At 68.9% G+C, this 24,726-nt stretch carries 20 protein-coding genes; 13 read left to right on the top strand and 7 right to left on the bottom strand.

Features of this window, described 5'->3' with window-relative positions; all coding sequences use genetic code 11:
* Positions 1–154: 154 nt before the first annotated feature.
* The 4 genes from rplI to rpsF form a co-directional block, all read right to left on the bottom strand.
* Positions 155–601 (bottom strand): 50S ribosomal protein L9, encoded by a 447-nt coding sequence (rplI, locus tag ACFV6X_RS26620; protein WP_385387460.1) that lies wholly within the window; start codon positions 599–601, stop codon positions 155–157.
* 18 nt (positions 602–619) lie between these two features.
* Positions 620–856 carry a 30S ribosomal protein S18 gene (gene rpsR, locus ACFV6X_RS26615; RefSeq protein WP_003949403.1) on the bottom strand — a complete coding sequence of 79 codons (237 nt, stop codon included), beginning with the start codon at positions 854–856 and terminating at the stop codon, positions 620–622.
* A gap of 56 nt (positions 857–912) precedes the next feature.
* The gene (locus ACFV6X_RS26610; protein ID WP_385387458.1) at positions 913–1,512 is read right to left on the bottom strand and encodes a single-stranded DNA-binding protein; all 600 of its coding nucleotides are present in this window, start codon (positions 1,510–1,512) and stop codon (positions 913–915) included.
* A 75-nt stretch (positions 1,513–1,587) separates the two neighbouring features.
* Entirely contained in the window at positions 1,588–1,878 is a 291-nt protein-coding gene (rpsF, locus tag ACFV6X_RS26605; RefSeq protein ID WP_019324683.1) for a 30S ribosomal protein S6, read from the bottom strand.
* A 273-nt stretch (positions 1,879–2,151) separates the two neighbouring features.
* Here rpsF and ACFV6X_RS26600 point away from each other — a divergent pair, with 273 nt between their 5' ends.
* The 3 genes from ACFV6X_RS26600 (at position 2,152) to ACFV6X_RS26590 (ending at position 4,901) form a co-directional block, all read left to right on the top strand.
* Positions 2,152–2,463: a hypothetical protein gene (locus tag ACFV6X_RS26600; protein ID WP_385387456.1), complete on the top strand. Its 312-nt coding sequence runs from the start codon at positions 2,152–2,154 to the stop codon at positions 2,461–2,463.
* Positions 2,464–2,652: 189 nt separating this feature from the next.
* Positions 2,653–3,774 (top strand): peptidoglycan bridge formation glycyltransferase FemX, encoded by a 1,122-nt coding sequence (gene femX / locus ACFV6X_RS26595; protein WP_385387454.1) that lies wholly within the window; start codon positions 2,653–2,655, stop codon positions 3,772–3,774.
* Positions 3,775–3,869: 95 nt separating this feature from the next.
* Positions 3,870–4,901, top strand: coding sequence for an alanine racemase (locus ACFV6X_RS26590; protein ID WP_385387452.1), 1,032 nt, complete (start codon positions 3,870–3,872; stop codon positions 4,899–4,901).
* A 126-nt stretch (positions 4,902–5,027) separates the two neighbouring features.
* Here the strand turns inward: ACFV6X_RS26590 and ACFV6X_RS26585 are convergent, their stop codons facing one another.
* Together ACFV6X_RS26585 and ACFV6X_RS26580 are read right to left on the bottom strand one after the other, a co-directional pair.
* Entirely contained in the window at positions 5,028–6,530 is a 1,503-nt protein-coding gene (locus tag ACFV6X_RS26585) for a glycosyltransferase family 87 protein (protein ID WP_385387504.1), read from the bottom strand.
* A gap of 122 nt (positions 6,531–6,652) precedes the next feature.
* On the bottom strand, positions 6,653–9,361 hold the full coding sequence (locus ACFV6X_RS26580) for a transglycosylase domain-containing protein (RefSeq protein ID WP_385387451.1): 2,709 nt from the start codon (positions 9,359–9,361) through the stop codon (positions 6,653–6,655).
* A 374-nt stretch (positions 9,362–9,735) separates the two neighbouring features.
* Here ACFV6X_RS26580 and ACFV6X_RS26575 point away from each other — a divergent pair, with 374 nt between their 5' ends.
* The 4 genes from ACFV6X_RS26575 to ACFV6X_RS26560 all read left to right on the top strand — a co-directional run bounded on the left by ACFV6X_RS26575 (position 9,736) and on the right by ACFV6X_RS26560 (position 13,498).
* The gene (locus tag ACFV6X_RS26575) at positions 9,736–10,419 is read left to right on the top strand and encodes a helix-turn-helix transcriptional regulator (RefSeq protein WP_385387449.1); all 684 of its coding nucleotides are present in this window, start codon (positions 9,736–9,738) and stop codon (positions 10,417–10,419) included.
* A 45-nt stretch (positions 10,420–10,464) separates the two neighbouring features.
* Positions 10,465–11,547 (top strand): inositol-3-phosphate synthase, encoded by a 1,083-nt coding sequence (locus ACFV6X_RS26570; protein ID WP_385387447.1) that lies wholly within the window; start codon positions 10,465–10,467, stop codon positions 11,545–11,547.
* 73 nt (positions 11,548–11,620) lie between these two features.
* Positions 11,621–12,883 (top strand): MFS transporter, encoded by a 1,263-nt coding sequence (locus ACFV6X_RS26565; protein ID WP_385387445.1) that lies wholly within the window; start codon positions 11,621–11,623, stop codon positions 12,881–12,883.
* Between the two features lie 126 nt (positions 12,884–13,009).
* Positions 13,010–13,498 carry a hypothetical protein gene (locus ACFV6X_RS26560; protein WP_385387443.1) on the top strand — a complete coding sequence of 163 codons (489 nt, stop codon included), beginning with the start codon at positions 13,010–13,012 and terminating at the stop codon, positions 13,496–13,498.
* Positions 13,499–13,613: 115 nt separating this feature from the next.
* Here ACFV6X_RS26560 and ACFV6X_RS26555 read toward each other — a convergent pair whose 3' ends face one another.
* Complete coding sequence (locus ACFV6X_RS26555; RefSeq protein WP_385387441.1) at positions 13,614–15,053, bottom strand: CCA tRNA nucleotidyltransferase; 1,440 nt, start codon at positions 15,051–15,053, stop codon at positions 13,614–13,616.
* Between the two features lie 257 nt (positions 15,054–15,310).
* Here ACFV6X_RS26555 and ACFV6X_RS26550 point away from each other — a divergent pair, with 257 nt between their 5' ends.
* From ACFV6X_RS26550 to trxB, 6 genes are all read left to right on the top strand, one after another.
* The gene (locus tag ACFV6X_RS26550; protein ID WP_385387439.1) at positions 15,311–17,701 is read left to right on the top strand and encodes a DUF6049 family protein; all 2,391 of its coding nucleotides are present in this window, start codon (positions 15,311–15,313) and stop codon (positions 17,699–17,701) included.
* A 43-nt stretch (positions 17,702–17,744) separates the two neighbouring features.
* Positions 17,745–20,054 (top strand): murein biosynthesis integral membrane protein MurJ, encoded by a 2,310-nt coding sequence (gene murJ, locus ACFV6X_RS26545; protein ID WP_385387437.1) that lies wholly within the window; start codon positions 17,745–17,747, stop codon positions 20,052–20,054.
* 139 nt (positions 20,055–20,193) lie between these two features.
* Complete coding sequence (locus ACFV6X_RS26540) at positions 20,194–21,918, top strand: protein kinase family protein (RefSeq protein WP_385387435.1); 1,725 nt, start codon at positions 20,194–20,196, stop codon at positions 21,916–21,918.
* Between the two features lie 27 nt (positions 21,919–21,945).
* Positions 21,946–22,671: an RNA polymerase sigma factor SigM gene (gene sigM, locus ACFV6X_RS26535; RefSeq protein WP_385387433.1), complete on the top strand. Its 726-nt coding sequence runs from the start codon at positions 21,946–21,948 to the stop codon at positions 22,669–22,671.
* On the top strand, positions 22,668–23,579 hold the full coding sequence (locus ACFV6X_RS26530) for a hypothetical protein (RefSeq protein ID WP_385387431.1): 912 nt from the start codon (positions 22,668–22,670) through the stop codon (positions 23,577–23,579). Before sigM ends, ACFV6X_RS26530 begins: the two co-directional genes overlap by 4 nt.
* A gap of 145 nt (positions 23,580–23,724) precedes the next feature.
* The gene (trxB, locus tag ACFV6X_RS26525) at positions 23,725–24,693 is read left to right on the top strand and encodes a thioredoxin-disulfide reductase (protein ID WP_385387429.1); all 969 of its coding nucleotides are present in this window, start codon (positions 23,725–23,727) and stop codon (positions 24,691–24,693) included.
* The last annotated feature ends 33 nt before the right edge of the window (positions 24,694–24,726 follow it).

Genomic DNA, 24,726 nt, shown 5'->3' with positions numbered 1-24,726 from the left:
GTCCGGGCCGCCACGGCTGGCCCAACCCCCCTCCTGCCCCCCCCCAACGGGGGCACCGTCCCCCAACCCCCCCACCCCCCCGCCCCCCCACCCGGGGGGGGGGCCCCCCCCCCGTGGGGGGCCCCCCCACTCACTGCTTCAGCGAGCGCAGCACTCAGGCGGCGATGACCTCGATGTTGACCTTGGCGGCAACCTCGGGGTGCAGACGCACGGACGTCTCGTGGGCGCCCAGCGTCTTGATCGGCGAACCGAGCTCGATGCGGCGCTTGTCGACCTCGGGGCCACCGGCAGCCTTGATCGCCGAGGCGACGTCGGCCGGGGTGACGGAGCCGAAGAGACGACCGGCGTCGCCGGAGCGAACGGCCAGGCGGACCCGAACGCCCTCGAGCTGGGCCTTCACCTGGTTGGCCTGCTCGATGGTCTGGATCTCGTGGATCTTGCGAGCACGACGGATCTGCTCGACGTCCTTCTCGCCACCCTTGGTCCAGCGGATAGCGAACTTCCGCGGGATCAGATAGTTGCGAGCGTAACCGTCCTTGACGTCGACGACGTCGCCCGCGGCACCGAGGCCGGAGACCTCGTGGGTGAGGATGATCTTCATTAGTAGGTCACCCTTCCCTTATCGCGCGGTGGACGTGTAGGGCAGCAGCGCCATCTCACGGCTGTTCTTCACGGCCGTGGCGACGTCACGCTGGTGCTGCGTGCAGTTGCCGGTCACGCGGCGGGCACGGATCTTGCCGCGGTCGGAAATGAACTTCCGCAGCATGTTCGTGTCCTTGTAGTCCACGTACGTGACCTTGTCCTTGCAGAAAGCGCAGACCTTCTTCTTCGGCTTGCGCACAGGCGGCTTCGCCATGGTGATTCTCCTGTGTGATCAAGAAGTGTGGGTGGGCCCACCCTCGGCCGTGAGGCCTAGAAGGGGGGCTCGTCCGAGTAGCCGCCACCGCTGCCGCCGGAGCCACCGCCCCAGCCGCCGCCACCGCCGCCGCCACTCTGGTTGCCACCGGCGGGAGCGCCGGTCGCCCAGGGGTCGTCGGCGGGAGCGCCGCCGGCCTGCTGACCGCCACCGGGGCCACCGCCCCAGCCGCCGCCACCCTGCTGGCCGCCACCGCCGCCGCCGCCGCCGTACCCGCCCTGGCCACCTCGGCCGGCGGTCTTGGTGACCTTGGCCGTGGCGTTGCGCAGGCTGGGGCCGACTTCCTCGACGTCCAGCTCGTAGACCGTGCGCTTGACTCCCTCACGGTCCTCGTAGGACCGCTGCTTCAGCCGACCCTGCACGACTACGCGCATGCCTCGCTGGAGCGACTCGGCGACGTTCTCCGCCGCCTGACGCCAGACCGAGCAGGTCAGGAACAGGCTCTCGCCGTCCTTCCACTCGTTGGTCTGACGGTCGAAGGTCCGGGGCGTGGACGCGACACGGAACTTCGCGACCGCCGCACCGGAGGGGGTGAAGCGCAGCTCGGGGTCGTCGACAAGATTGCCGATGACCGTGATGACGGTCTCGCCTGCCATGGGGGAACCTCTCGGCGGGTTTGCTGCTGGCTGCTGGTGGTGCTACTCGAATCCCGGGATCAGCTGAGCGACAGCTCAGTGGGTCTCGGGGCGGAGGACCTTGGTCCGGAGGACCGACTCGTTCAGGTTCATCTGGCGGTCGAGCTCCTTGACGACCGCAGGCTCGGCCTGCAGGTCGATGACCGAGTAGATGCCCTCAGGCTTCTTCTTGATCTCGTACGAGAGGCGACGACGGCCCCAGGTGTCGACCTTCTCGACCTTTCCGCCGCCGTCACGGACGACAGAAAGGAAGTTCTCGATCAGCGGGGAGACAGAGCGCTCCTCGAGATCGGGGTCGAGGATGACCATCACCTCGTAGTGACGCATGTGGAACCCACCTCCTTTGGACTCAGCGGCCACGGTCGTTCCGTGGCAGGAGGGTTGTGATGCGTTGTGATGCGTACGCAACGGTATCGGCCACCACTGACAATCGGATCCCCTTGTCGGGGCTCCTGTCATGGTCTGGGCAGACATCGGTGCGGACGGTACAGAGTACCCGCACAGCGGCTTCCGGTTGAAATCCGGCCGTGGTGGCCGTCAATCTGTACACGTCGGGTGTGTATGGCGCTACGATGCGCCGTTTTCCGCAGGAGGTGCCCCATGGCACAGGCATTGCGACCCAACACCGCCGGATCCCTTCTCGCCACGGACGGCCGGTCCCATCCGGTCCAGCACGCGCTGCTCGCGGTGACCCTCCTTCTCGGAGTGGTCTCCTTCGTCACGGCGATGTTCCACAGCCTTCATCTGATCAGCTCCTGGGCCGGCCTGGTGGGGATCTTCACCGGGGCGTACGGCCAGTGGATCTCGGAGACGACCCGCGAACGCTTCGGACTGGTACTGGGTCTCGGCGCCTCCGCCATCGGCTTCTTCCTGGGCATGGCCCACGGTGGGCTGTTCGGCGGGTTGTTCTGACCCTCCCGGGCACTCTTGTCCGACACTCGCCGAGCCCTTCGGGGCCCGGCGCTCGCCGCCGCGGCCACGACAGGCCGAGGCCAAGGATCAGCACGCCCAGTGAGGGCGCTCGTGGGGCGCAGTAGGCTTCGGCGCGAGAGCCGGAGCCCCTGAACCCATGGGGACACACCAGCCCGAGGAGCGCCCCGAATGAGCCTGACCCTGAGGACCATCAGTCGAGAGCAGCATCTGGTCTATATCCAGAGCCTGCCGTCGGCTAGCCACATGCAGGTCCCGGCCTGGGCTGACGTCAAGGCGGAGTGGCGCTCCGAGAACCTCGGCTGGTTCGACGAGCGGACCGGCGAGCTGGTCGGCGCGGGTCTGGTCCTCTACCGCCAGTTGCCCAAGATCAAGCGCTACCTCGCCTATCTTCCCGAGGGCCCGGTCATCAACTGGTTCGCGCCGAATCTGGACGACTGGATCCAGCCGATGCTGGCCCACCTCAAGCAGCAGGGCGCCTTCTCCGTGAAGATGGGCCCGCCGGTGATCATCCGCCGCTGGGAGGCCACGTCCATCAAGAGGGGCATCCAGGACCCGGACGTCAAGCGCCTGCGGGACATCGAGGCCGACTTCATCGAGCCGCGCGCCTTCGAGGTGGCCGACAAGCTCCGTCGGATGGGCTGGCAGCAGGGCGAGGACGGGGGCGCCGGCTTCGGTGACGTACAGCCCCGCTATGTCTTCCAGGTGCCGCTGGCGAACCGCTCCCTGGAAGAGGTCCACAAGGACTTCAACCAGCTGTGGCGCCGCAACATCAAGAAGGCCGAGAAGGCCGGCGTCGAGGTCGTCCAGGGCGGTTACCAGGACCTGGAGGAGTGGCAGCGGCTGTACGAGATCACGGCCGTGCGCGACCACTTCCGGCCCCGCCCGCTGGCGTACTTCGAGCGCATGTGGACGGCCCTCAACAGCGAGGACCCCAACCGCATGCGGCTGTACTTCGCCCGCCACAATGGCGTGAACCTCTCCGCGGCGACGATGCTGATCGTCGGCGGGCACGTCTGGTACTCCTACGGCGCCTCGGACAACATCGGCCGTGAGGTCCGGCCCTCGAACGCGATGCAGTGGCGGATGCTGCGCGACGCCTACGCGCTCGGCGCCACCGTCTACGACCTGCGCGGCATCTCCGACTCGCTGGACGAGTCCGACCACCTCTTCGGCCTGATCCAGTTCAAGGTAGGCACCGGCGGCCAGGCCGCCGAGTACCTCGGCGAGTGGGACTTCCCGCTGAACAAGCTGCTCCACAAGGCGCTCGACATCTACATGTCGCGCCGCTGAGCGGCGCCGGCGGCCCCGGCCGTTCGCCTCGACAGCTCCGATCGCTTCCACACCTCTGATACACCGCAGCCACGAGAAAGGTTCCAGGTCCGGCCATGGCGCTCACGCTCTACGTCGACACCGCGCGCTGGCGGGCGCATCACAAGCACGTGCAGGAGCAGTTCCCGGGTCTCGTCCCGGTCTGCAAGGGCAACGGCTACGGCTTCGGACACGAACGCCTGGCGGAGGAGGCCACGCGTCTGGGCTCGGACGTCCTCGCCGTCGGGACGACGTACGAAGCCGCGCGCATCAAGGACTGGTTCGGCGGCGACCTGCTGGTGCTGACGCCGTACCGCCGGGGCGAGGAGCCCGTGCCGCTGCCCGACCGCGTCATCCGCTCGGTCTCGTCGATCGACGGCGTGTACGGCCTCGTGGGTGCCCGCGTGGTCATCGAGGTGATGTCCTCGATGAAGCGTCACGGCATCAGCGAACAGGACCTGGCGCAGCTGCACTCCGCCATCGAGAACGTGCGGCTGGAGGGTTTCGCCATCCACCTGCCGCTGGACCGCACCGACGGCTCGGACGCCGTCGAGGAGGTCATCGGCTGGATGGACCGGCTGCGCGCCGCCCGGCTTCCGCTGCACACGATGTTCGTCAGCCACCTCAAGGCCGAGGAACTCGCCCGGCTGCGGCAGCAGTTCCCGCAGACCCGCTTCCGCGCCCGTATCGGCACCCGCCTGTGGCTGGGGGACCACGACGCCACCGAGTACCGGGGCGCGGTCCTGGACGTCACCCGCGTCTCCAAGGGTGACCGTTTCGGCTACCGGCAGCAGAAGGCGGCCTCGGACGGCTTCCTGGTGGTCGTGGCGGGCGGTACGTCGCACGGGGTGGGCTTGGAGGCCCCCAAGGCGCTGCACGGCGTCATGCCGCGCGCCAAGGGCGTCGCGCGCGCCGGCCTTGCCACGGTGAACCGAAACCTCTCGCCGTTCGTCTGGGGCGGCAAGCAGCGCTGGTTCGCCGAACCCCCGCACATGCAGGTGTCCATCCTGTTCGTGCCGTCGGACGCCCCGGAGCCGAAGGTCGGTGACGAGTTGGTGGCCCATCTGCGGCACACCACCACGCAGTTCGACCGCATCGTCGACCGCTGACCGATTGCCCCCGACAGCCCGAAAGGCCGTACACGGTGTCTCCGTGTACGGCCTTTCCTCGTTGTCTGCCTCGGGGCGTGCGACTGGCCGACCCCGGGACCCAGGACCACCCGAAGGTCTGTTCGCTCAGAGCGAACCGCCGGTCGCCTTGCCCCACTCCACCTGAGGCCCCTCGAACTGGGTCGCGTGCCGCGGTCGATGGGCCGCGGCCCCTAGGACGAAAACGTCGTCCGCCCGGTCGAGCACGCCTCCGGAGGGGTCGTCCTCACCGTCGCGGCGCACCACGTCCCGGTCCGGCATGAGGACGTCGCGCACGACGAGGGCGCACAGGTACAGGGTCCCCAGCAGATGCACGCCGATCGCCCAGTGGTAGCCGTCGGTCGGCAGTCCCTTGTGGGCGTCTCCGCTGGTCGTGTACGCCAGGTACATCCAGATCCCCAGGAAGTACGCCACTTCGCACGCCTGCCAGATCAGGAAGTCCCGCCACTTCGGCCGGGCCAGCGCGGCCAGCGGGACCAGCCACAGGACGTACTGCGGTGAGTAGACCTTGTTGGTGAGGATGAACGCCGCGACGATCAGGAAGGCCAGCTGAGCGAAGCGCGGACGACGTGGCGCGGTGAGGGCGAGTGCCGCGACGCCCACGCAGCACAGCAGCATCAGAAGCGTGGCGAGCGTGTTGACCGTCTCGGTGCTGAGCGGGTCGCTGGAGTTCTGGACCAGGATCAGCCAGAAGGATCCGAAGTCGACGCCGCGCTCCTGGCTGAACGTGTAGAACTTCGACCAGCCCTCGAAGGCGAAGAGCATCACCGGCAGGTTCACGACCAGCCAGGCGACGCCCGCGCCCGCCAGCCCCTTGCCGAAGTCCCGCCACTTGCCCGCGCGCCAGCACAGCACGAACAGCGGACCCAGCAGGAAGAGCGGATAGAGCTTGGCGGCCGTGGCGAGGCCCAGGAGCACGCCGAAGGCAACGGAACGGCCCCGTGCCCACATCAGCATCGCCGCGGCCGTCAGAGCGACCGCCAGCAGGTCCCAGTTGATGGTGGCGGTCAGGGCGAAGGCGGGCGCCAGGGCGACCAGCAGACCGTCCCAGGGGCGCCGCGTGTGCGTCCGGGTCACACAGACGGCGATGACGGCCACGCAGACCATCAGCATCCCGGTGTTGACCATCCAGTACCACTGCTGCTGGTCCTGGAGGCTGCCGCTGCCGGGCGTGATCCAGGCGGCCACCTCCATGAACACGCCGGTCAGCACCGGGTACTCGAGGTACTCCATGTCGCCCGGGAGCCTGTCGAAGTACGGCACGAGCCCTTCGGAGAAGCCGCGCCCGCTGTAGAGGTGCGGGATGTCCGAGTAGCACGCGTGCGTGTACTGCGAACTGGCGCCGAAGAACCAGGCGCCGTCGTAGCAGGGTGCCTTCTGGACCAGTCCGAGGGCGAAGATGCCGATCGCCACGAGCGCGATCACGCGCACCGGGGTCCACCAGGACGTCCCGAGCAGGGCGCGCCGCCCGAGGGGACCGCCGATCAGCTCACTGCCGCTCGCGGCGACCTCGTCGGTCGTGGTGGGCCGCACCATGTCCGGCTCGTGCTCGCTCGCTTGCGTCGTCTCTGCACTGGGCATGGGGCACATCCTGCCGTACGTGTCTGGGAACACGCCGAGGGCCGCCGCACCTGAGAGGTGCGGCGGCCCTCGTTTCACGTGAAACACGCATCCGGTTTCACGTGAAACACCCGCGTTGGGCGAGACGACGGCTAATCGTCCGGACCTCCGAAGAGGCCGCCTTGACCACCACCGTTATTGTTGCCGTTGCCGTTGTTGCCCCCGTCGTCACCCGAATCCGAGGGCGAGGGCGACGTGGTCACGCCACCGTCCGTACCACCCGCGTCCGCACCGCCGGGCCCGGTGCCACCGGTCTCTTCACAGTCCCAGTCGAAGGGCCCACAGGTGTCGCTCGGCGAGGGCGAGGGGACGATCTCGGACTCCGTCGGCGTCGGCGTAGGCGACGGGCTCTCTTCCTCGGTCTCGGTGACCGTGGGAGTCGGCGTCGGCGACGGCTCCTCGTTGATCACCTCACCGATGGGCTCGGGGACCGGGAACTTCTTGACCGGCTGTCCCTTGAGCGCCAGCTCCATGTAGTCGTGCCAGATCTCGGACGGGAACGAGGCACCGTGAATCGACTTCTGGTCGCCCGTTCCGTACATCTCCAGGAACGTACGGTTCTTGATGGACTCGTCGTCGGGGTACCGGAACATGCTGATCGCGGTCGACAGCTGGGGGGTGTACCCGACGAACCAGGCAGACTTGTTGCCGTCGGTGGTACCGGTCTTGCCGGCCACCTCCCGGCCCGTCAGCTGGGCGTTGCTGCCCGTACCGTCCTCGACCACAGTTTTCAGGACGTCGGTGACGTTGTCGGCGACATTGGCACTGAAGGCCTGCTTGTCGGTCGCCTCGTGCTCGAAGAGCGTGCCGTCCTTGTCGGTGACCTTCTGGACGGAGTAGGGGGCACGCTGCTTGCCGCTGGCGGCGAAGGTGGCGTACGAGCCCGCCATGCGGATCGCGCTGGGGTCGGAGACGCCCAGGGAGAACGACGGATAGTCGATGCCCGCCAGGCTGTTCTCCAGGACGCCCGCGTCGACGGCCGCCTCCTTCACCTTGTCCAGGCCGACATCCATGCCGAGCTGCACATAGGCCGAGTTCACCGAGTACTGCATCGCCTCGCGGAGGTCGATCTGGTACTTCGGTGCGTCGCCGTGGGTCTGGTCACCGTCGTTGACCTGCAGCCACTCCTTGCCCTTGTCGTCGTGCCAGACCGATCCGTCATATTGGTTGATCTTGAGCTTGTTCTTGCCGCTGTACAGACTCTTGGGGGAGACGACGGTCCGCTCGTCCTGGGCCTGGGTGGGCCCGAGGTCGGGATCGCGGACGCCCCACTTCATGGCGGCCGCGAGCACGAACGGCTTGAACGTCGACCCGACCTGGGCGCCGGTCTCGTTCGCGTTGTTGGTGAAGTGCTTGGTGGCGTCCTCACCGCCGTAAATGGCCACGATGGCGCCGGTCGCCGGATCCACGGAAGCGCCACCGAACTGGACGTGCGTGTCGGTCTTGGGGCGCTTCTTGGGATCGATGTTGGCCTTCTGGACCTTCTTCACCGACTTCTCGAGCGCGTCGATCTTCTTCTTGTCGAAGGTCGTCTTGATCGAGAGGCCGCCCGAGCGGAGCTTGCGCTCGGTGACGCCGGTCTTCTCACTGTTGTTGACCAGGTAGCCGTTGGCGAGGTCGACGAGGTAGCCGATCTGGCCGCTCAGCGCCCGGTTGGCCCGGGGGTTCTCGACCTTGGGGAGCGTGGTGTGCTTGGCCCGCTCCGTGGCGTCCAGGTGGCCGTACTCGACCATCTTGTCCAGCGTGTCCTGCATCTGCCGCAGAGCCCGCCTCTTGTTGGCCTCCTCCGTGGCGGCAGGGTCGATGGACGTGGCACCGGCCGGGTCGTAGTACGTGGCGCCCTTGAGCATGCCCGCCAGGAACGCGCACTCGCCCGCGTCCAGATCGATGGCGTTCTTGTTGAAGTACGCCCGGGCCGCGGCCTGGATACCGAAGGCACTGCGGCCGTAGTACGCGGTGTTGAGGTAGCCCTCCATGATCTTGTCCTTGGGGACGGAGGCGCCCACCTTGATGGAGACGAAGAGCTCCTTGAACTTACGCGTGGCCGTCTGCGACTGGTCGTCCAGCATGGCGTTCTTGACGTACTGCTGGGTGATGGTGGAACCACCCTGCGTCTCGCCGCCCCTGGCCATGTTGAACACCGCGCGGGCGATGCCCTTCGGGTCGATGCCCTTGTCCGTCTGGAAGGTCTTGTTCTCCTGCGAGATGACGGCGTACTGCATGTCCTTCGGGATCTGCGACAGATTGATGATCTGCCGGTTCGTCTCCCCGCCCGTGGACACCATCTCGGAGCCGTCGGCCCAGTAGTAGACGTTGTTCTGTGCCGTGGCCGTGTCGGCGACGTTGGGCACTCCCACCATGGCGTAACCGATGCCCGCGACGGCGATCATGCTGCCGAAGAAGCCCAGGCACAGGCCGGAGGCGAGTTTCCAGGAGGGCATCCAACGGCGCCATCCGTCCCGGCCGGCACGCGGATAGTCGATGATCCGCTTCCTGTCGGAAGCCGCGCGTCCCTGACTTGGTCCGGTCGTGCCTGCGCGCCGGCCACCGCGGCCGGGGTCTGCTGCTCTGCGACGACTGCCACCACTCCTCTGTGCCGCGCGCCGGGCCTCGGCGCGGCCGCCGTACGGCCGCTCCTCGCCTCCCGGTCCAGAGGACTCCGACCCGTACGCGTCGGAAGGAGACCCGGTGGCGCCTCGCGGTGCCGCACGGCGACCGGAGGACGAACCGGACTGGCCGCGTCGGGCCGCGGCACGTCCGCCTCCCTGCGGCTGCTGCGGTTTGCGACGGTGCTCGCTCATCGAACGACTACTCCTAGGGCAGGCGCACCCTGGCGCGCCTGGAAACGGCGGCTGGTTTCCGGTCCCCCCGAAGTACGGATGTGGTCGGTCCCTCATTCACCCGTACTGCACCGGGGACAAGGACGCCCCCAGAGGCAACTTGGTTCCCGGTGGTGTGCATGCCGCACAGACTACGCAGCACCAAAACACGCCTAGTCCCGAAGTTCACCCCAAAACAGGCAAGTTGCTTCCTACGAATCAGTGATGTGACGCCGTTCACGATTCCACCTCTTGTCGCATTCCAGGAGGCGTTCTATCGTGCTGATGTATCGAGTCGATACATCAGCTCGGCATAAAGACCGTGCCGGCGCGACCGCAGCAGAGAGGAGGCGACCATGAGCCGGCGTTCCGGGATCCTCGAGTTCGCCGTACTCGGCCTGCTCCGCGAATCTCCGATGCACGGCTACGAGCTGCGCAAACGGCTCAACACGTCACTGGGTGTGTTCCGGGCGTTCAGCTACGGGACGCTTTACCCCTGCCTCAAGACGCTGGTCGCCAACGGCTGGTTGATCGAGGAGCCGGGGAACACCACAGAGGACGCCCTCGCCGCTCCCCTCGCCGGACGCCGCGCCAAGATCGTCTACCGGTTGACGGCGGAAGGTAAGGAGCACTTCGAGGAGCTGCTCGCCCAGACGGGTCCGGACGCGTACGAGGACGAGACCTTCGCCGCCCGGTTCGCCTTCTTCGGCCAGACCTCCCGTGACGTACGCATGCGCGTACTGGAGGGCCGTCGCAGCCGGCTGGAGGAGCGCCTGGAGAAGATGCGCGCCTCCCTCGCCCGCACCCGGGAGCGCCTCGACGACTACACGCTTGAGCTCCAGCGCCATGGGATGGAGTCCGTGGAGCGCGAAGTGCGCTGGCTGAACGAGCTCATCGAGAGCGAGCGGGCCGGGCGGGACCTTCACGGTTCCGCCACCGGGGGGTCCGCTCAGCAGGACACCACATCTGGAGCGTCGGGCGACCTGCCCCGGCCCGGGGACACCTCCCGGTCGGATTCGCCCGACGACACCGCCACGTGAGGTCCCCGTCAGGGCCTCACCGAATACACACAGGGAGCAACCGGAATGGGTTCGGTTCGCGTAGCCGTCGTCGGCGTGGGCAACTGCGCCGCGTCGCTGGTGCAGGGAGTCGAGTACTACAAGGACGCCGACCCGGCGTCCAAGGTCCCCGGCCTGATGCACGTCCAGTTCGGCGAGTACCACGTCCGTGACGTGGAGTTCGTCGCCGCGTTCGATGTCGACGCGAAGAAGGTCGGCCTCGACCTCGCGGACGCCATCGGCGCCTCCGAGAACAACACCATCAAGATCTGCGACGTGCCCAACACGGGTGTGACCGTCCAGCGCGGCCACACCCTGGACGGTCTCGGCAAGTACTACCGCGAGACGATCGAGGAGTCCGCCGAGGAGCCGGTCGACATCGTCCAGGTCCTCAAGGACAAGCAGGTCGACGTCCTGGTCTGCTATCTGCCCGTCGGCTCCGAGGACGCGGCGAAGTTCTACGCCCAGTGCGCCATCGACGCCAAGGTCGCCTTCGTCAACGCCCTCCCGGTCTTCATCGCCGGCACCAAGGAGTGGGCGGACAAGTTCACCGAGGCCGGTGTGCCGATCGTCGGTGACGACATCAAGTCCCAGGTCGGCGCCACCATCACGCACCGCGTCATGGCGAAGCTGTTCGAGGACCGGGGCGTCATCCTGGACCGCACGATGCAGCTGAACGTCGGCGGCAACATGGACTTCAAGAACATGCTCGAGCGTGAGCGCCTGGAGTCCAAGAAGATCTCCAAGACGCAGGCCGTCACCTCGCAGATCCCCGACCGGGACCTCGGCGAGAAGAACGTCCACATCGGCCCGTCCGACTACGTCGCCTGGCTGGACGACCGCAAGTGGGCGTACGTCCGCCTGGAAGGCCGTGCCTTCGGTGACGTCCCGCTGAACCTGGAGTACAAGCTCGAGGTCTGGGACTCCCCCAACTCGGCCGGTGTCATCATCGACGCCCTGCGCGCCGCGAAGATCGCCAAGGACCGCGGCATCGGCGGCCCGATCCTCTCCGCGTCGAGCTACTTCATGAAGTCCCCGCCGGTGCAGTTCTTCGACGACGTGGCCCGCGAGAACGTCGAGAAGTTCATCAAGGGTGAGGTCGAGCGCTAAGGCGCACCCTTTCCGGGCAGAGGGTCCCCGAGGCAGTGTGCCCGGGGGCCCTCCCGTATGTGAGGCTGTGCCCATGGCCGTCGTACGCGATCTACGCGTCCTGCTCCGTTTCCGGAACTTCCGGCGCCTGCTCGCGGTACGGCTCCTCTCCCAGGGCGCCGACGGCGTGTACCAGGTCGGCCTCGCCACCTACGTGGTCTTCTCCCCGGAGCGGCAGACCTCGCCCGCCGCGATCGCCTCGGCCATGGCGGTACTGCTCCTCCCGTACTCCCTGGTGGGCCCCTTCGCCGGCGTCCTGCTGGACCGCTGGCGCCGCCGCCAGGTCTTTCTGTACGGCAACCTGCTGCGCGCCCTGCTGGCGTCGGCGACAGCGATCCTGATGATCAGCCAGGTCCCGGACTGGCTCTTCTACGTCTCCGCGCTGTGCGTCACCGCCGTCAACCGCTTCGTCCTCGCGGGCCTGTCCGCGGCGCTGCCCCGGGTCGTCGACGAGGACCGCCTGGTGATGGCCAACTCCCTCTCCCCGACGGCCGGGACGCTCGCCGCGACCGCCGGCGGCGGCCTCGCCTTCGTCGTACGGCTGGTGCTCGCGGACTCGGACGCCGCCGTGGTGCTGGTCGGCGCCGCGCTGTACCTCTGCTCGGCGCTGGCGTCACTGCGTATCGGACGCGAACTGCTGGGCCCCGACCGCACACTGGTGCAGCCTCGCCTGAAGGCAGCGCTCTCCGGCACCGCACGCGATCTCATGGCGGGTCTTCGCCATCTCGCCGCGCCCGCTCGGCGGGAGGCCGCCTGGGCGCTGGGGTCGATGACACTGATGCGGTTCTGCTACGGCGCCCTGACGGTCATGCTGCTGATGCTCTGCCGCTACGCCTTCAGCTCGAACACCGACGACGGACTCGCCCTCCTGGGGCTGGCGGTGGGCGTTTCCGGCGCCGGCTTCTTCGCCGCGGCGGTGCTGACCCCGTGGGCCGCCGGACGGTTCGGTCCCGGACGCTGGATCGTGGTCTGCGCGGCCTCCGCCGCCGTCCTGGAGCCCGCGCTCGGCCTGCCCTTCGCCACCGGGCCCACACTCGTCGCCGCCTTCGTCCTCGGCCTGACCACGCAGGGCGCGAAGATCTCCACGGACACCCTCGTGCAGTCGTCGGTCGACGACGGCTTCCGGGGCCGGGTCTTCTCGCTCTACGACGTCCTGTTCAACGTCGCCTTCGTCGCCGCCGCCGGAGTGGCCGCCCTGATGCTGCCGCCGGACGGCCGCTCGGCAACCCTGGTGCTGACGGTGGCAGCGATCTACGGGCTGGTTGCGGCAGCTATGGCCCGCTTTGGACGCCAGTAAGTGTCACATCAAAGACACAGAGTCCCTCCTGGGCGCCGAGTTGTCAGTGCGGCGCTGTAACTTACGTGCGTCTTATGCGCGGGAGCTCCCGCGCTTCTCACGTCCAGTTTTCAGGGGGACCCCCAAGTGACCACTCCGCCGCCTCAGGGCAACCCGTACGCGCAGGGCCAGCAGCCTCAGGGCCAGAACCCCTTCGCACAGGGCCAGAACCCGCATGCGCAGGGCCAGCCCCCGCAGCCCGGTTTCCCGCAGCAGGGCGCCCCCTACGGGCCGGTGCCGCCGGAGCAGCCGCGCCGCAAGCTGGGCTTCAAGAAGATCAAGAACATCGTGGTGGGCGTCGTGGTCGTCGGTGTCGTGATCGGCGGCTTCATAGCCAGCCGGGACGACGCCAACAACGCGTCGGTCGGCGACTGCATGAGCATCTCCAACCCGGAGAGCATCACGGACCCGGACCTGGAGGTCGTCGACTGCGGCGACGCCAAGGCGGAGTTCAAGGTCGCCGAGAAGAAGGACGGCACGTCGGAAGGGTGCGACCGCACCAAGTACAGCGAGTACACCGAGACGGGCGGCAGCAACGACTTCACGCTCTGCCTGGAGGAGCTCTCGGCCCAGTAGAACCTGGGACCTGACGAGGGGCGATGTTTCACGTGAAACATCGCCCCTCGTCGACGCCTGGAGACCCTGTGCCGGGCCTATGTTTCACGTGAAACATAGGCCCGTTTCATGCCCCTCAGCTCTGCTGGGCCCACCACTCCTTGAGCGCCGCGACCGCCTCGTCGTGCCCCATCGGGCCGTTCTCCAGGCGCAGCTCCAGCATGTGCTTGTAGGCGCGGCCGACCGCAGGGCCCGGCTTGACGTCCAGGATCTCCATGATCTGGTTGCCGTCGAGGTCGGGACGGATGGCGTCCAGTTCCTCCTGCTCCTGGAGTTGGGAGATCCGCTCCTCCAGGCCGTCGTACGCCCGTGACAGCGCCGCCGCCTTGCGCTTGTTCCGCGTGGTGCAGTCCGAGCGGGTCAGCTTGTGGAGACGGTCGAGAAGGGGCCCCGCGTCCCGGACATAGCGACGGACGGCTGAGTCGGTCCACTCACCGGTGCCATAGCCGTGGAAGCGGAGGTGGAGCTCGACCAGACGCGAGACGTCCCTCACGAGTTCGTTGGAGTACTTGAGCGCCGTCATCCGCTTCTTGGTCATCTTGGCGCCGACCACCTCGTGGTGGTGGAAGGAGACCCGGCCGTCCTTCTCGAAGCGACGGGTCCTCGGCTTGCCGATGTCGTGGAGCAGCGCGGCCAGGCGCAGAGTCAGGTCGGGACCTTCCTCCTCCAGCGCCATCGCCTGCTCCAGGACGATCAGGGTGTGGTCGTAGACGTCCTTGTGGCGGTGGTGCTCGTCACTCTCCAGCCGCAGGGCCGGCAGCTCCGGCAGCACGTGATCGGCGAGCCCGGTGTCGACCAGCAGCCTCAGTCCCTTGCGCGGGTAGGGGGAGAGGATCAGCTTGTTCAGCTCCTCCCGGATCCGCTCCGCCGAGACGATCTCCAGGCGCCCGGCCATCTCCTTCATCGCCGTGACGACCTCCGGTGCCACCTCGAAGTCGAGCTGGGCCGCGAAGCGCGCCGCCCTCATCATCCGCAGCGGGTCGTCCGAGAAGGACTCCTCGGGGGTGCCCGGCGTACGCAGCACCCGGGCGGCGAGATCGTCGCGACCGCCGTGCGGGTCGATGAACTTCTTCTCCGGCAGCGCGACGGCCATCGCGTTCACGGTGAAGTCACGCCGGACGAGATCCTCGTCGATGGAGTCGCCGTACGAGACCTCCGGCTTGCGCGAGGTGCGGTCGTAAGCCTCCGAGCGGTAGGTGGTGACCTCGATCTGGAAGCCGTCCTTCTGCGCACCGATCGTGCCGAAGGCGATACCGACGTCCCACACGGAGTCCGCCCACGGCCGGACGATCTTCAGTACATCCTCGGGGCGGGCGTCGGTCGTGAAATCCAGATCATTGCCGAGCCGGCCGAGCAGCGCGTCCCGGACCGAGCCGCCGACCAGGGCGAGTGAGAACCCGGCCTCCTGGAAGCGGCGGCCAAGGTCGTCGGCGACAGGGGCGACCCGCAGCGGCTCACTCGTCGCACGGGGCGGCACCTGACTCAGGGCACGGGTGTCATCGTTGGCGTTCGGCACAACAGAACAGGGTACGTGGCCCGGACCACCGCGAGCGTCTCGATTAAGGGCGGGCGGACACCAGCCCCGATACAGCACAAGACCAGCCCTCAGGACGTTCGGAAGTGTTCCTCTTAATAGGCACACATACGGGACAGCGGCCCATGGCTCCCCCGATCTTGTGGACCGGACCGCGGCACTTCCCCTCAGCGGGCATCGTTACCATGCGTGGACGCACATCCGACGACCACTGACGACGACGAGGGACGGGCAAGCGCGTGGCCGAGGCGGCAGACTTCCAGGGGACGAGTCCCTCAGCTGCCCGCCGGTGGCTGAGGCGCACCGGAGCGTTGCTGGCCGGGGCGCCGCTGCTGGCGGGGCTTCTCCAGCTGCCCGCCGCCCCTGTCGCGCAGGCCGCCGGGCAGGACTCCGCACAGCAGGCTTCCGGCTCGCGCACCGTGTCCGTGGCCCTCGACTCGCTCAGCCCCAGCGCTCCCACCGGCGGCGACATCCTGACCATCTCCGGCACGGTGACCAACAAGGGCAGGCAGCCGATCACCGACGCCCATGTGGACCTGCGCACAGGACCCGAGATCGATACCCGCTCGTCGATCGACAGCGCCGCCAGGCGCACCGGCCACTCCCCGGACGCCGACGGCACGCAGATCGACGACACCTACCGCCAGGACTTCGCCAGTCTCACGCCGGGCGTCGCCCAGCGCTTCAGCATCGCCGTGCCCGTCGACGAGCTCGATCTCGGCGACGCCGGCGTCTACCAACTCGGTGTCTCCCTCTCCGGCGAGACCTCCGCGCAGCCCTGGGACCAGGTGCTGGGCATCCAGCGCACGTTCTTGCCGTGGCAGCCCGAAGAGGCCGACACGAAGACGAGGACGACGTTCCTGTGGCCGCTGATCTCGACCGGGCACATGACGGCGGAGACAGGTTCGAACGAGCAGCAGACGCCGGTCTTCCGCAGTGACGAACTGGCCAAGGAGATCTCCCGGGGCGGCCGCCTGGAGCAGCTCGTCTCGCTGGGCCGGGACCTCGACGTCACCTGGGTGATCGACCCCGACCTCCTCGCCTCCGTGGACGCGATGGCCCGTGGCTACCGCGTGCAGGGCGAGGGCGACGCCACCGCGCCGGGCAGGCAGCAGGCGGTCGCCAAGCAGTGGCTGGCCGATCTGCAGAAGGCGGTGACGGACAAGGAGGTCGTCGCCCTGCCCTACGCCGACCCGGACCTGGCCTCCCTCGCCCACAACGGCACCAACGTCACCGGCTCGCTCAGCCGCCTCAAGGAGGCCACGGACGTCGTCGCCAACACGGTGGAGCCGATCCTCCATGTGAAGCCGAACACAGACTTCGCCTGGCCCGTCAACGGCGCCGTCGACCCGTCGATCGTGAAGGTCGCCACCTCCGCCGGCGCCGACAAAGTGATCACCCGCAGCGACAGCCTGGAGGAAACCGGCGCACTGCCGTACACGCCCTCCGCGGCCCGTCCCATCGGCGGCGGCACCACGGCGGTGGTCGCGGACACGCGGCTGTCCACGGCCTTCCAGGGCGATCTGACGAGGGCCTCCGCGAAGACGCTGTCCGTGCAGCGGTTCCTGGCCCAGAGCCTCGCCCTCAACCTGCAGACGAACCAGCAGCGCAGCATCGTCGTCGCCCCGCAGCGCATGCCGACCGCGAGCCAGGCCCAGGCCATGGCCGAGGCGATCTCCTCGATGCAGACCGGCGGCTGGAGCGAGTCGCAGAACCTCGGCGCGGCCGCCAAAGCCAAGCCGGACCCCGCGGCCTCCACGAAGGTGCCGTCGGGCTCCGAGTACCCCTCCTCGCTGCGCAAGCAGGAGCTGCCGCGGTGGGCCTTCGAGCAGATCGCGCGGACGCAGGCCAAGCTCGACAGCTTCAGGGTCATCCTCACCGACCAGTCCCGCGTGGTGACGCCCTTCGGCAGGGCCATAAACCGGGAGATGTCCACGTCCTGGCGTGGCCGGGCCACCGAGGCGCAGAACTACCGGGACGGCGTGGAGGACTACCTCGACGGCCTCGCCGCGGGGGTCACGCTGATCGACAAGTCGGAGACCAAGCTCTCCGGCCGCAGCGCCACGATCCCGGTGACCGTCCAGAACAACCTGGTGCAGGATGTCGACCACCTGGTCCTGCGGCTCACCTCCACCAGTCCGACCCGGCTGGAGTTCGGCGGGACCGGCTACGCCGAGCAGCCCGTCACCGTCTCGGGCGGACACAGCCAGTCGGTGAAGTTCGGCACATCGGCCAACGCCAACGGCCGGGTGACGGTGAAGGCCCAGCTGTTCACGAAGGACGGCAAGGCCTACGGTCCGGCCGTCTACTTCGACGTGAAGGTCACCGAGATCACCGCCACGGTGATGCTGGTCATCGGCGGCGGCGTCCTGCTCCTTGTCCTCGCCGGCTTCCGGATGTACACCCAGCGCAAGCGGGCGGCCGCCCGGGAGGCCGAGGAGGAGGGCACGGACACGTCCGGCGATTCCGGCGAGGCTGCACAGAAACCCGAAGGCCCCGTGGACCGTCTCCAGGAGGAGTCCGGTCCGCGGCCCGGGGCAGGCGACCCGGAGCAGCCGAGTGACCCTGGGCCGGACACCCCAGCGGAAAGCGCCGACCCGTCCGGGACGGGTGAGAGAGTGGACCGTTGACATGTCGTGGCCGGTGGGCCCGGGACGATGAGGTGGGGTAACCATGAACGCGCCGTACGACGGTGACCGCGGCCAGGCCGCGGGCAGCTCGGGGCACCCCGAGGGTCCGCCGCCCGAGCACGGCCAGGTGCCGCCGCAGCACCCCGCGGACATGTACCTCCAGGACGCCTACGAGCAGGACCCCTACCGGGCGCAGGACCTGGCTGCCCAGGACCCGGTCACCGAGGCGCTGTACGACCGCGCCGCGCACCCTCCGCCGCCCCCGGGCACGTATCCGTCGCCGCAGCAGCTGTACGCACAGCCGCCGCAGTCGCCGTACGCCCCTGACCCGCGCGTGTGGGCCCAGACCCCGGCTCCCGAGCCGGCGGGCCCCACGCAGCACCTGCCGTACGGCGACGACCCGCGCACGACCCAGTACGTGGGTGTCGACGACCTGGTGACCGAGGCCGGTGACCAGCGTCACGAGCCCGATGCCTTCGCCCACCTGTTCCGGGACCAGCAGCAGACCGGCGCCCGCCCGCCGATGGACTACGCGGGCGTGCCGGGCCCGGCCGCCGCGCCGGGCACCGGGCACGGTCCGGCCGGCCAGTACGAGGGGACGTACGCCCCGGAGGGCCAGTACGGCGGTGGTGCCCAGGCGCCGGCCGAGCAGTACCAGGCACCCGCGCCACGGCACGCCGCCGAGCCCGCCCCTGCTCCCGCTCCCGCCGCCCCGGCGAAGAGCGGACGGGCCGCGGGCCTGCTGAAGTCGAGCGCCGTGATGGCGGCGGGCACGATGGTGTCCCGCCTCACCGGGTTCATCCGGTCGGCGATGATCGTTTCGGCGCTGGGCGTCGGCCTGCTCGGCGACACCTTCCAGGTGGCGTACCAGCTGCCGACCATGATCTACATCCTGACCGTCGGTGGTGGCCTCAACTCGGTCTTCGTGCCGCAGCTCGTGCGTGCCATGAAGGAGGACGACGACGGCGGCGAGGCCTACGCTAACCGGCTGCTGACACTCGTCATGGTGGCGCTCGGCGCGCTCACCGTGCTCTCGTTCCTCGGCGCCCCGCTGCTGATCCGCATGCTGTCCGACGCGGTGGCGAGCGACCCGGCGGCCAACGAGGTCGGCGTCACCTTCGTGCGCTTCTTCCTGCCTTCGATCTTCTTCATGGGCATCCACGTCGTGATGGGTCAGATCCTCAACGCCCGCGGCCGGTTCGGCGCGATGATGTGGACCCCGGTCCTGAACAACATCGTCATCATCGCCACGCTCGGCATGTTCCTGTGGGTGTACGGCACGGCCGAGCACTCCGGGATGAAGGTCACGAACATCCCGCCGGAGGGCGAGCGGCTCCTCGGTGTCGGCGTGCTGCTCGGTCTCGTCGTGCAGGCGCTCGCGATGATCCCCTACCTTCGCGAGACCGGCTTCCGGCTTCGGCTGCGCTTCGACTGGAAGGGCCATGGCCTCGGCAAGGCGGTGACCCTCGCGAAGTGGACCGTCCTGTTCGTCCTCGCGAACCAGGCGGGCGCCATCGTCGTCTCCCAGCTGTCCACGGCGGCCGGCAAGGACTCGCCCGTCGACGGCACGGGCTTCGCCGCCTACGCCAACGCCCAGCTGATCTGGGGCCTGCCGCAGGCCATCATCACCGTCTCCCTCATGGCCGCCCTGCTGCCCCGCCTCGCGCGCTCCGCCGCGGAGGATGACGCCGGTGCCGTCCGCGACGACATCTCCCAGGGGCTGCGGACGACCGCGGTGGCGATCGTGCCCATCGCCTTCGGCTTCCTCGCGCTCGGCATCCCGATGTGCACGCTGATGTTCGGCTCCTCGGGCAGCAGCGAGGCCACCAACATGGGCTTCATGCTCATGGCCTTCGGCCTCGGGCTGATCCCGTACTCCGTGCAGTACGTCGTCCTGCGGGCCTTCTACGCGTACGAGGACACGCGCACCCCCTTCTACAACACGGTGATCGTGGCCGGCGTCAACGCCAGTGCCTCGGCCCTCTGTTACTTCGTGCTCCCCTCCCGCTGGGCCGTCGTCGGCATGGCCGCCTCCTACGGCCTCGCCTACGTGATCGGCGTCGGTGTCGCCTGGCGCCGGCTGAGCAAGCGGCTGGGCGGCGACCTGGACGGGGGCCGCGTCATGCGGACGTACGCGCGCCTGAGCATCGCCTCGGTACCCGCCGCGCTGCTGAGCGGCGCGGCCTGCTACTACATCTCCAAGGCACTCGGACAGGGCGTCGCCGGATCGCTCGCCGCGCTGGTCGCCGGTGGGGCCGTCCTCCTGGGCGTCTTCTACGTCGCCGCCCGGCGGATGCGCATCGCGGAGCTGAACTCGCTCGTCGGTATGGTCCGAGGGCGTCTGGGCCGCTGAATCGGGGGGTAGGCGCACAACCATCGTCCGCCATCGCGTGTCGTGCATAGCGGCGGACTGTGGGCACAATTGGTTTCGGCGTCGGACGGCGCGCAACGGAGTTCGCCGGCGCGCTATGAATGGGGAGGCAGGAACGACGGTGGCGGAACGGAGCACGGCTGCCGTCGACGTGGCAGACAACAGCGGCGACGAGCCGCTGACCGCCAAGGCGGACCAGTCCACGGCCGACGGGGTGGCCAAGAACCCGGAGCGGGACACGGAACACAACCAGGCACAGGGGAGTGGCGGGACCGAGGGTCCCGGCGCCAAGGCTTCACCGCCCGAACTGCACAGCGGTCACAAGCTCGCCAGACGCTACCGCCTCGAGGACTGTGTCACCCGTCTGGACGGTTTCAGCAGTTGGCGTGCGTTCGACGAGAAGCTGCGCCGCGCCGTCGGCGTGCATGTCCTGCCGGCGGACCACGCGCGGGCCCGTGCGGTGCTGGCCGCGGCCCGTTCCTCCGCGCTGCTCGGCGATCCCCGCTTCGTCCAGGTGCTGGACGCCGTCGAGGAGAACGACCTCGTCTACGTCGTGCACGAGTGGCTGCCGGACGCCACGGAGCTCACCACGCTCCTGTCCGCCGGGCCACTGGAGCCGCATGACGCCTACCAGATGGTGAGTCAGGTCTCCGCCGCCATGGCCGCCGCCCACCGCGAGGGCCTCGCCCATCTCCGGCTGAACCCCAATGCCATCCTGCGCACCTCCACCGGACAGTGGCGCATCCGCGGCCTCGCCGTGAACGCCGCCCTGCGCGGCATCAATTCCGACACCCCGCAGCGCACCGACACGGAGGCCATCGGCGCCCTGCTGTACGCGTCGCTGGTACAGCGCTGGCCGTACGAGAGCGACGCCTACGGTCTGTCGGGGCTGCCCAAGGACGTCGGCCTCATCCCTCCGGACCAGGTCCGCGCCGGCGTCCACCGCGGCCTGTCGGAGCTCGCCATGCGCGCGCTCGCCAACGACGGTGCGACCGCCTCCCGGCACGAGTCCCCCTGCACGACGCCGGAGGAGCTGGGCAAGGCGATCGGCGAGATGCCCCGCATCCGCCCGCCGGAGCCCGCGTTCACCGCCCCGCCGGACTACCAGCGCACGACGTACCAGCAGGGCACGTACGGCCGCACCGGCTCGCATCCCGGCGTCCCCCAGTCGGTGGCGTCCCCGCCGCCCCCGCTGCAGAGCCGTACCGGCAAGGCCCTGAAGTGGGCCGTCTCCGCGCTGCTCATCGCGGCGCTGGGACTGGGCAGCTGGCAGCTGGCTGACGCGCTGATGGAGCGCGGCAACCAGTCGGACGACCCGAACAAGTCGCAGACGACGGACGGCAACGAGAAGGGCTCCGGGGAGAACAAGGTCACTGCCAAGCCGCTCACCATCGAAGGGGCCCAGGAGTACGTCGCCAGCGGTGGGGCCCAGGCAGCCGATGACGTCGGCCTCACCTACGACGGCGACAGCTCGACGTACTGGCGCACCCTGCGCTACAACGACGGTCCGGAACTGGCTCCCTACAAGCCCGGCGTGGGCATCGTCTACGACCTCGGCTCCTCCCAGAAGGTCTCGGCCGCGTCGATAGGGCTCCGGTACGCGGGCGACCACACGACGGTCCACCTCTACGCGACCGACTCACTGACCCCCTCGACCGGGGTCGACGGGATGCAGGAGATCGGAACCGCCACGTCGAGCGGGACCTCTCTGAGCGTGAAGGCGTCGAAGTCGGTCAAGACGCAGTACGTGCTGCTGTGGATCACGGCAGTGCCGAACGCGCCCACCGACGGCTACAGCGGCGCCGGCTACAAGCAGGCCGTGACCGATGTGAAGTTCACGGGCTGACGTCTCACCGAAGGGGGAGGGGGTCCGATGGCGGAAGGCGCCGGGTACGAGACGGCGAGCGATCAGGATCTGCTCGCCCGCCATGTGGAAGGCGACCCCGATGCCTTCGGTGAAATCGTGCGGCGGCACCGTGACCGTCTCTGGGCGGTCGCGCTGCGCACGCTGGGCGACCGCGAGGAGGCCGCTGACGCCGTCCAGGATGCCCTCGTCTCGGCCTACCGGGCCGCCCACACCTTCCGCGGTCAGTCGGCCGTCACAACCTGGCTGCACCGCATCACGGTGAACGCCTGCCTCGACCGCGCCCGCAAGGCGGCGTCGCGCAAGACATCCCCGGTCGACGACACCGAGCGGCTGGAACAGCTGCTCGAACCGCACGAGTCGGCCTCGGCGCCCGCCGAGCGCAACGATCTGCACCGGCAGCTGCTCGAAGCGCTCGGCACGCTCCCCCCCGATCAGCGCGCCGCCCTCGTCCTGGTGGACATGCAGGGCTACCCGGTCGCCGAGGCCGCCCGCGTCCTTGACGTCCCGACCGGCACGGTGAAGAGCCGCTGTGCACGCGGCAGAGCCAGACTCCTGCCGCTGCTCACCCATCTGCGACCGGGGAGAACCGGCGACGGCGAAGAGCCGGCCGCCGTACGGAACCGGGCGCAGGGGACATCCGTCCCACCGGCAGCGGGACCGCACGATGCGGGCCCAGGCAATACAGGGCCAAGCGACTCAGCTGCCGTGAAGGGCGGAGGTGGGCGAAAGTGACTTCCACGACGGACACGGCCGGGCACCCGGACGTCTCGGAGATCTCCGACCTCGCAGAAGGCCTGCTCCCACCGTCCCGGACAGCGGACGTACGTCGGCACTTGGACGAGTGCGAGATCTGCGCGGACGTCTTCGCCTCGCTGGAGGAGATCCGCGGCATGCTCGGCACCCTGCCGGGCCCGGCAGGTATGCCCGCCGACGTCGCCGAACGGATCGACGCCGCTCTCGCCGCGGAGGCACTGCTCGACGCCACGGCGCCCGACATGGTGAGCGCCGCCGCCCCCGTCGAAGCGGATCAGGCGGGCGACAGCGCCCATGTTTCACGTGAAACATCGCCCCCGGCCGCTCGCCCCTCGGGTCGCGCCCGCACCTCCACCAGCGGGCCGGGCCGAAAGGAACGCAAGCCCGGCAGGCGCCGCAGGGTGGCCGTCCTGGGAGCCGTCCTCTCCGTCGGCGCCCTGGGACTTGCTTCCCTGCTGGTGTCCTCGATGGAGGGCGACCAGAGCACCACGGCCGAAGGGCGGCACTCCGCGGCCGCTGACACCTTCGCCGAGAGCAAGCTGGAGCAGCAGGTCTCCGATCTCCTGGCCAAGAGCGAGTCCGGTGGTACCTCGCGCATCCCCCGCAATCCGGGCACGGAATCCGACTCCGGCACCGACGGCCCACGCATCCTCACCAAGCCCGCGGTCCCCGTGCCCGAGTGCGTGCAGAACGGCATCGGTCGCGACGACGACGCCCTGGCGACCGAACGCGGCACATACAAGGGGACGACCGCGCTGCTCGTGGTCATGCCCGACACCTCGAACCCCTCACGGGTCACGGCCTACGTCGTGGATGCCACGTGCGTGAAGGAGTCCCCTTCCGCCTCGGCCGAGGTGCTGCTGAAGCACTCCTACGCGCACTCCTGAGAACGCCGGTACTCCTGGGAAACGGCTCTCCGCTGTGCCCGGGCACAGCGGGAATGCGCGCCCCTTAGGATCCGTTGGGTGGGATGAGAGTCCCGAGTGGGCTCCCACCGGTCGAAGACGCAGTCCAGAGACGAGGAATCAAGCCGTGAGCGACGTCCGTAACGTGATCATCATCGGCTCCGGGCCCGCCGGCTACACGGCGGCGCTCTACACCGCGCGCGCGTCGCTGAAGCCACTGGTGTTCGAGGGGGCCGTCACCGCCGGCGGCGCCCTGATGAACACGACGGATGTGGAGAACTTCCCCGGCTTCCAGGATGGGATCATGGGCCCCGAGCTCATGGACAACATGCGCGCCCAGGCGGAGCGCTTCGGTGCTGAGCTCGTTCCGGACGACGTCGTCTCCGTCGACCTGACCGGTGAGATCAAGACCGTGACCGACACCGCCGGCACGGTCCACCGTGCGAAGGCCGTGATCGTCGCCACGGGCTCGCAGCACCGCAAGCTGGGCCTGCCGAACGAGGACGCGCTGTCCGGCCGGGGAGTCTCCTGGTGTGCCACCTGTGATGGCTTCTTCTTCAAGGACCAGGACATCGCCGTGATCGGCGGCGGTGACACCGCCATGGAGGAGGCGACCTTCCTCTCGCGCTTCGCCAAGTCCGTGACGGTCGTGCACCGCCGGGACACCCTGCGCGCCTCCAAGGCGATGCAGGAGCGTGCCTTCGCCGACCCGAAGATCACGTTCGTCTGGGACAGCGAGATCGCGGAGATCCAGGGCGACCCGAAGCTCGCCGGCCTGAAGCTGCGCAACCTGAAGACCGGTGAGCTCTCCGACCTGCCGGTGACCGGGCTCTTCATCGCCATCGGCCACGACCCGCGCACCGAGCTGTTCAAGGGTCAGCTGGAGCTGGACGATGAGGGCTACCTGAAGGTCGAGGCCCCCTCCACCCGTACGAACCTGACCGGTGTCTTCGGCGCCGGAGACGTGGTGGACCACACCTACCGTCAGGCCATCACCGCTGCCGGCACCGGCTGCTCCGCCGCCCTGGACGCCGAGCGCTTCCTCGCCGCCCTCGCGGACGAGGAGAAGGCCGAGCCCGAGAAGACCGCTGCCTGATCCCCTCCCCACCCCACGCACCAACCAGTTAAG

This window comes from Streptomyces sp. NPDC059861, assembly GCF_042731435.1.
Lineage (GTDB): Bacteria > Actinomycetota > Actinomycetes > Streptomycetales > Streptomycetaceae > Streptomyces.
This window is presented reverse-complemented; position numbering and strand designations above follow the sequence as displayed.

Bases quoted from the DNA above. Each gene is read 5' to 3' on its own strand.
- ACFV6X_RS26565 (WP_385387445.1), top strand. From the start codon at position 11,621: ATGGCCGTCGTACGCGATCTACGCGTCCTGCTCCGTTTCCGGAACTTC.
- sigM (WP_385387433.1), top strand. From the start codon at position 21,946: ATGGCGGAAGGCGCCGGGTACGAGACGGCGAGCGATCAGGATCTGCTC.
- ACFV6X_RS26585 (WP_385387504.1), bottom strand. From the start codon at position 6,530: ATGTGCCCCATGCCCAGTGCAGAGACGACGCAAGCGAGCGAGCACGAG.
- rpsF (WP_019324683.1), bottom strand. From the start codon at position 1,878: ATGCGTCACTACGAGGTGATGGTCATCCTCGACCCCGATCTCGAGGAG.
- rpsR (WP_003949403.1), bottom strand. From the start codon at position 856: ATGGCGAAGCCGCCTGTGCGCAAGCCGAAGAAGAAGGTCTGCGCTTTC.
- ACFV6X_RS26580 (WP_385387451.1), bottom strand. From the start codon at position 9,361: ATGAGCGAGCACCGTCGCAAACCGCAGCAGCCGCAGGGAGGCGGACGT.
- murJ (WP_385387437.1), top strand. From the start codon at position 17,745: ATGAACGCGCCGTACGACGGTGACCGCGGCCAGGCCGCGGGCAGCTCG.
- rplI (WP_385387460.1), bottom strand. From the start codon at position 601: ATGAAGATCATCCTCACCCACGAGGTCTCCGGCCTCGGTGCCGCGGGC.
- ACFV6X_RS26570 (WP_385387447.1), top strand. From the start codon at position 10,465: ATGGGTTCGGTTCGCGTAGCCGTCGTCGGCGTGGGCAACTGCGCCGCG.
- ACFV6X_RS26600 (WP_385387456.1), top strand. From the start codon at position 2,152: ATGGCACAGGCATTGCGACCCAACACCGCCGGATCCCTTCTCGCCACG.
- femX (WP_385387454.1), top strand. From the start codon at position 2,653: ATGAGCCTGACCCTGAGGACCATCAGTCGAGAGCAGCATCTGGTCTAT.
- ACFV6X_RS26590 (WP_385387452.1), top strand. From the start codon at position 3,870: ATGGCGCTCACGCTCTACGTCGACACCGCGCGCTGGCGGGCGCATCAC.
- ACFV6X_RS26575 (WP_385387449.1), top strand. From the start codon at position 9,736: ATGAGCCGGCGTTCCGGGATCCTCGAGTTCGCCGTACTCGGCCTGCTC.
- ACFV6X_RS26610 (WP_385387458.1), bottom strand. From the start codon at position 1,512: ATGGCAGGCGAGACCGTCATCACGGTCATCGGCAATCTTGTCGACGAC.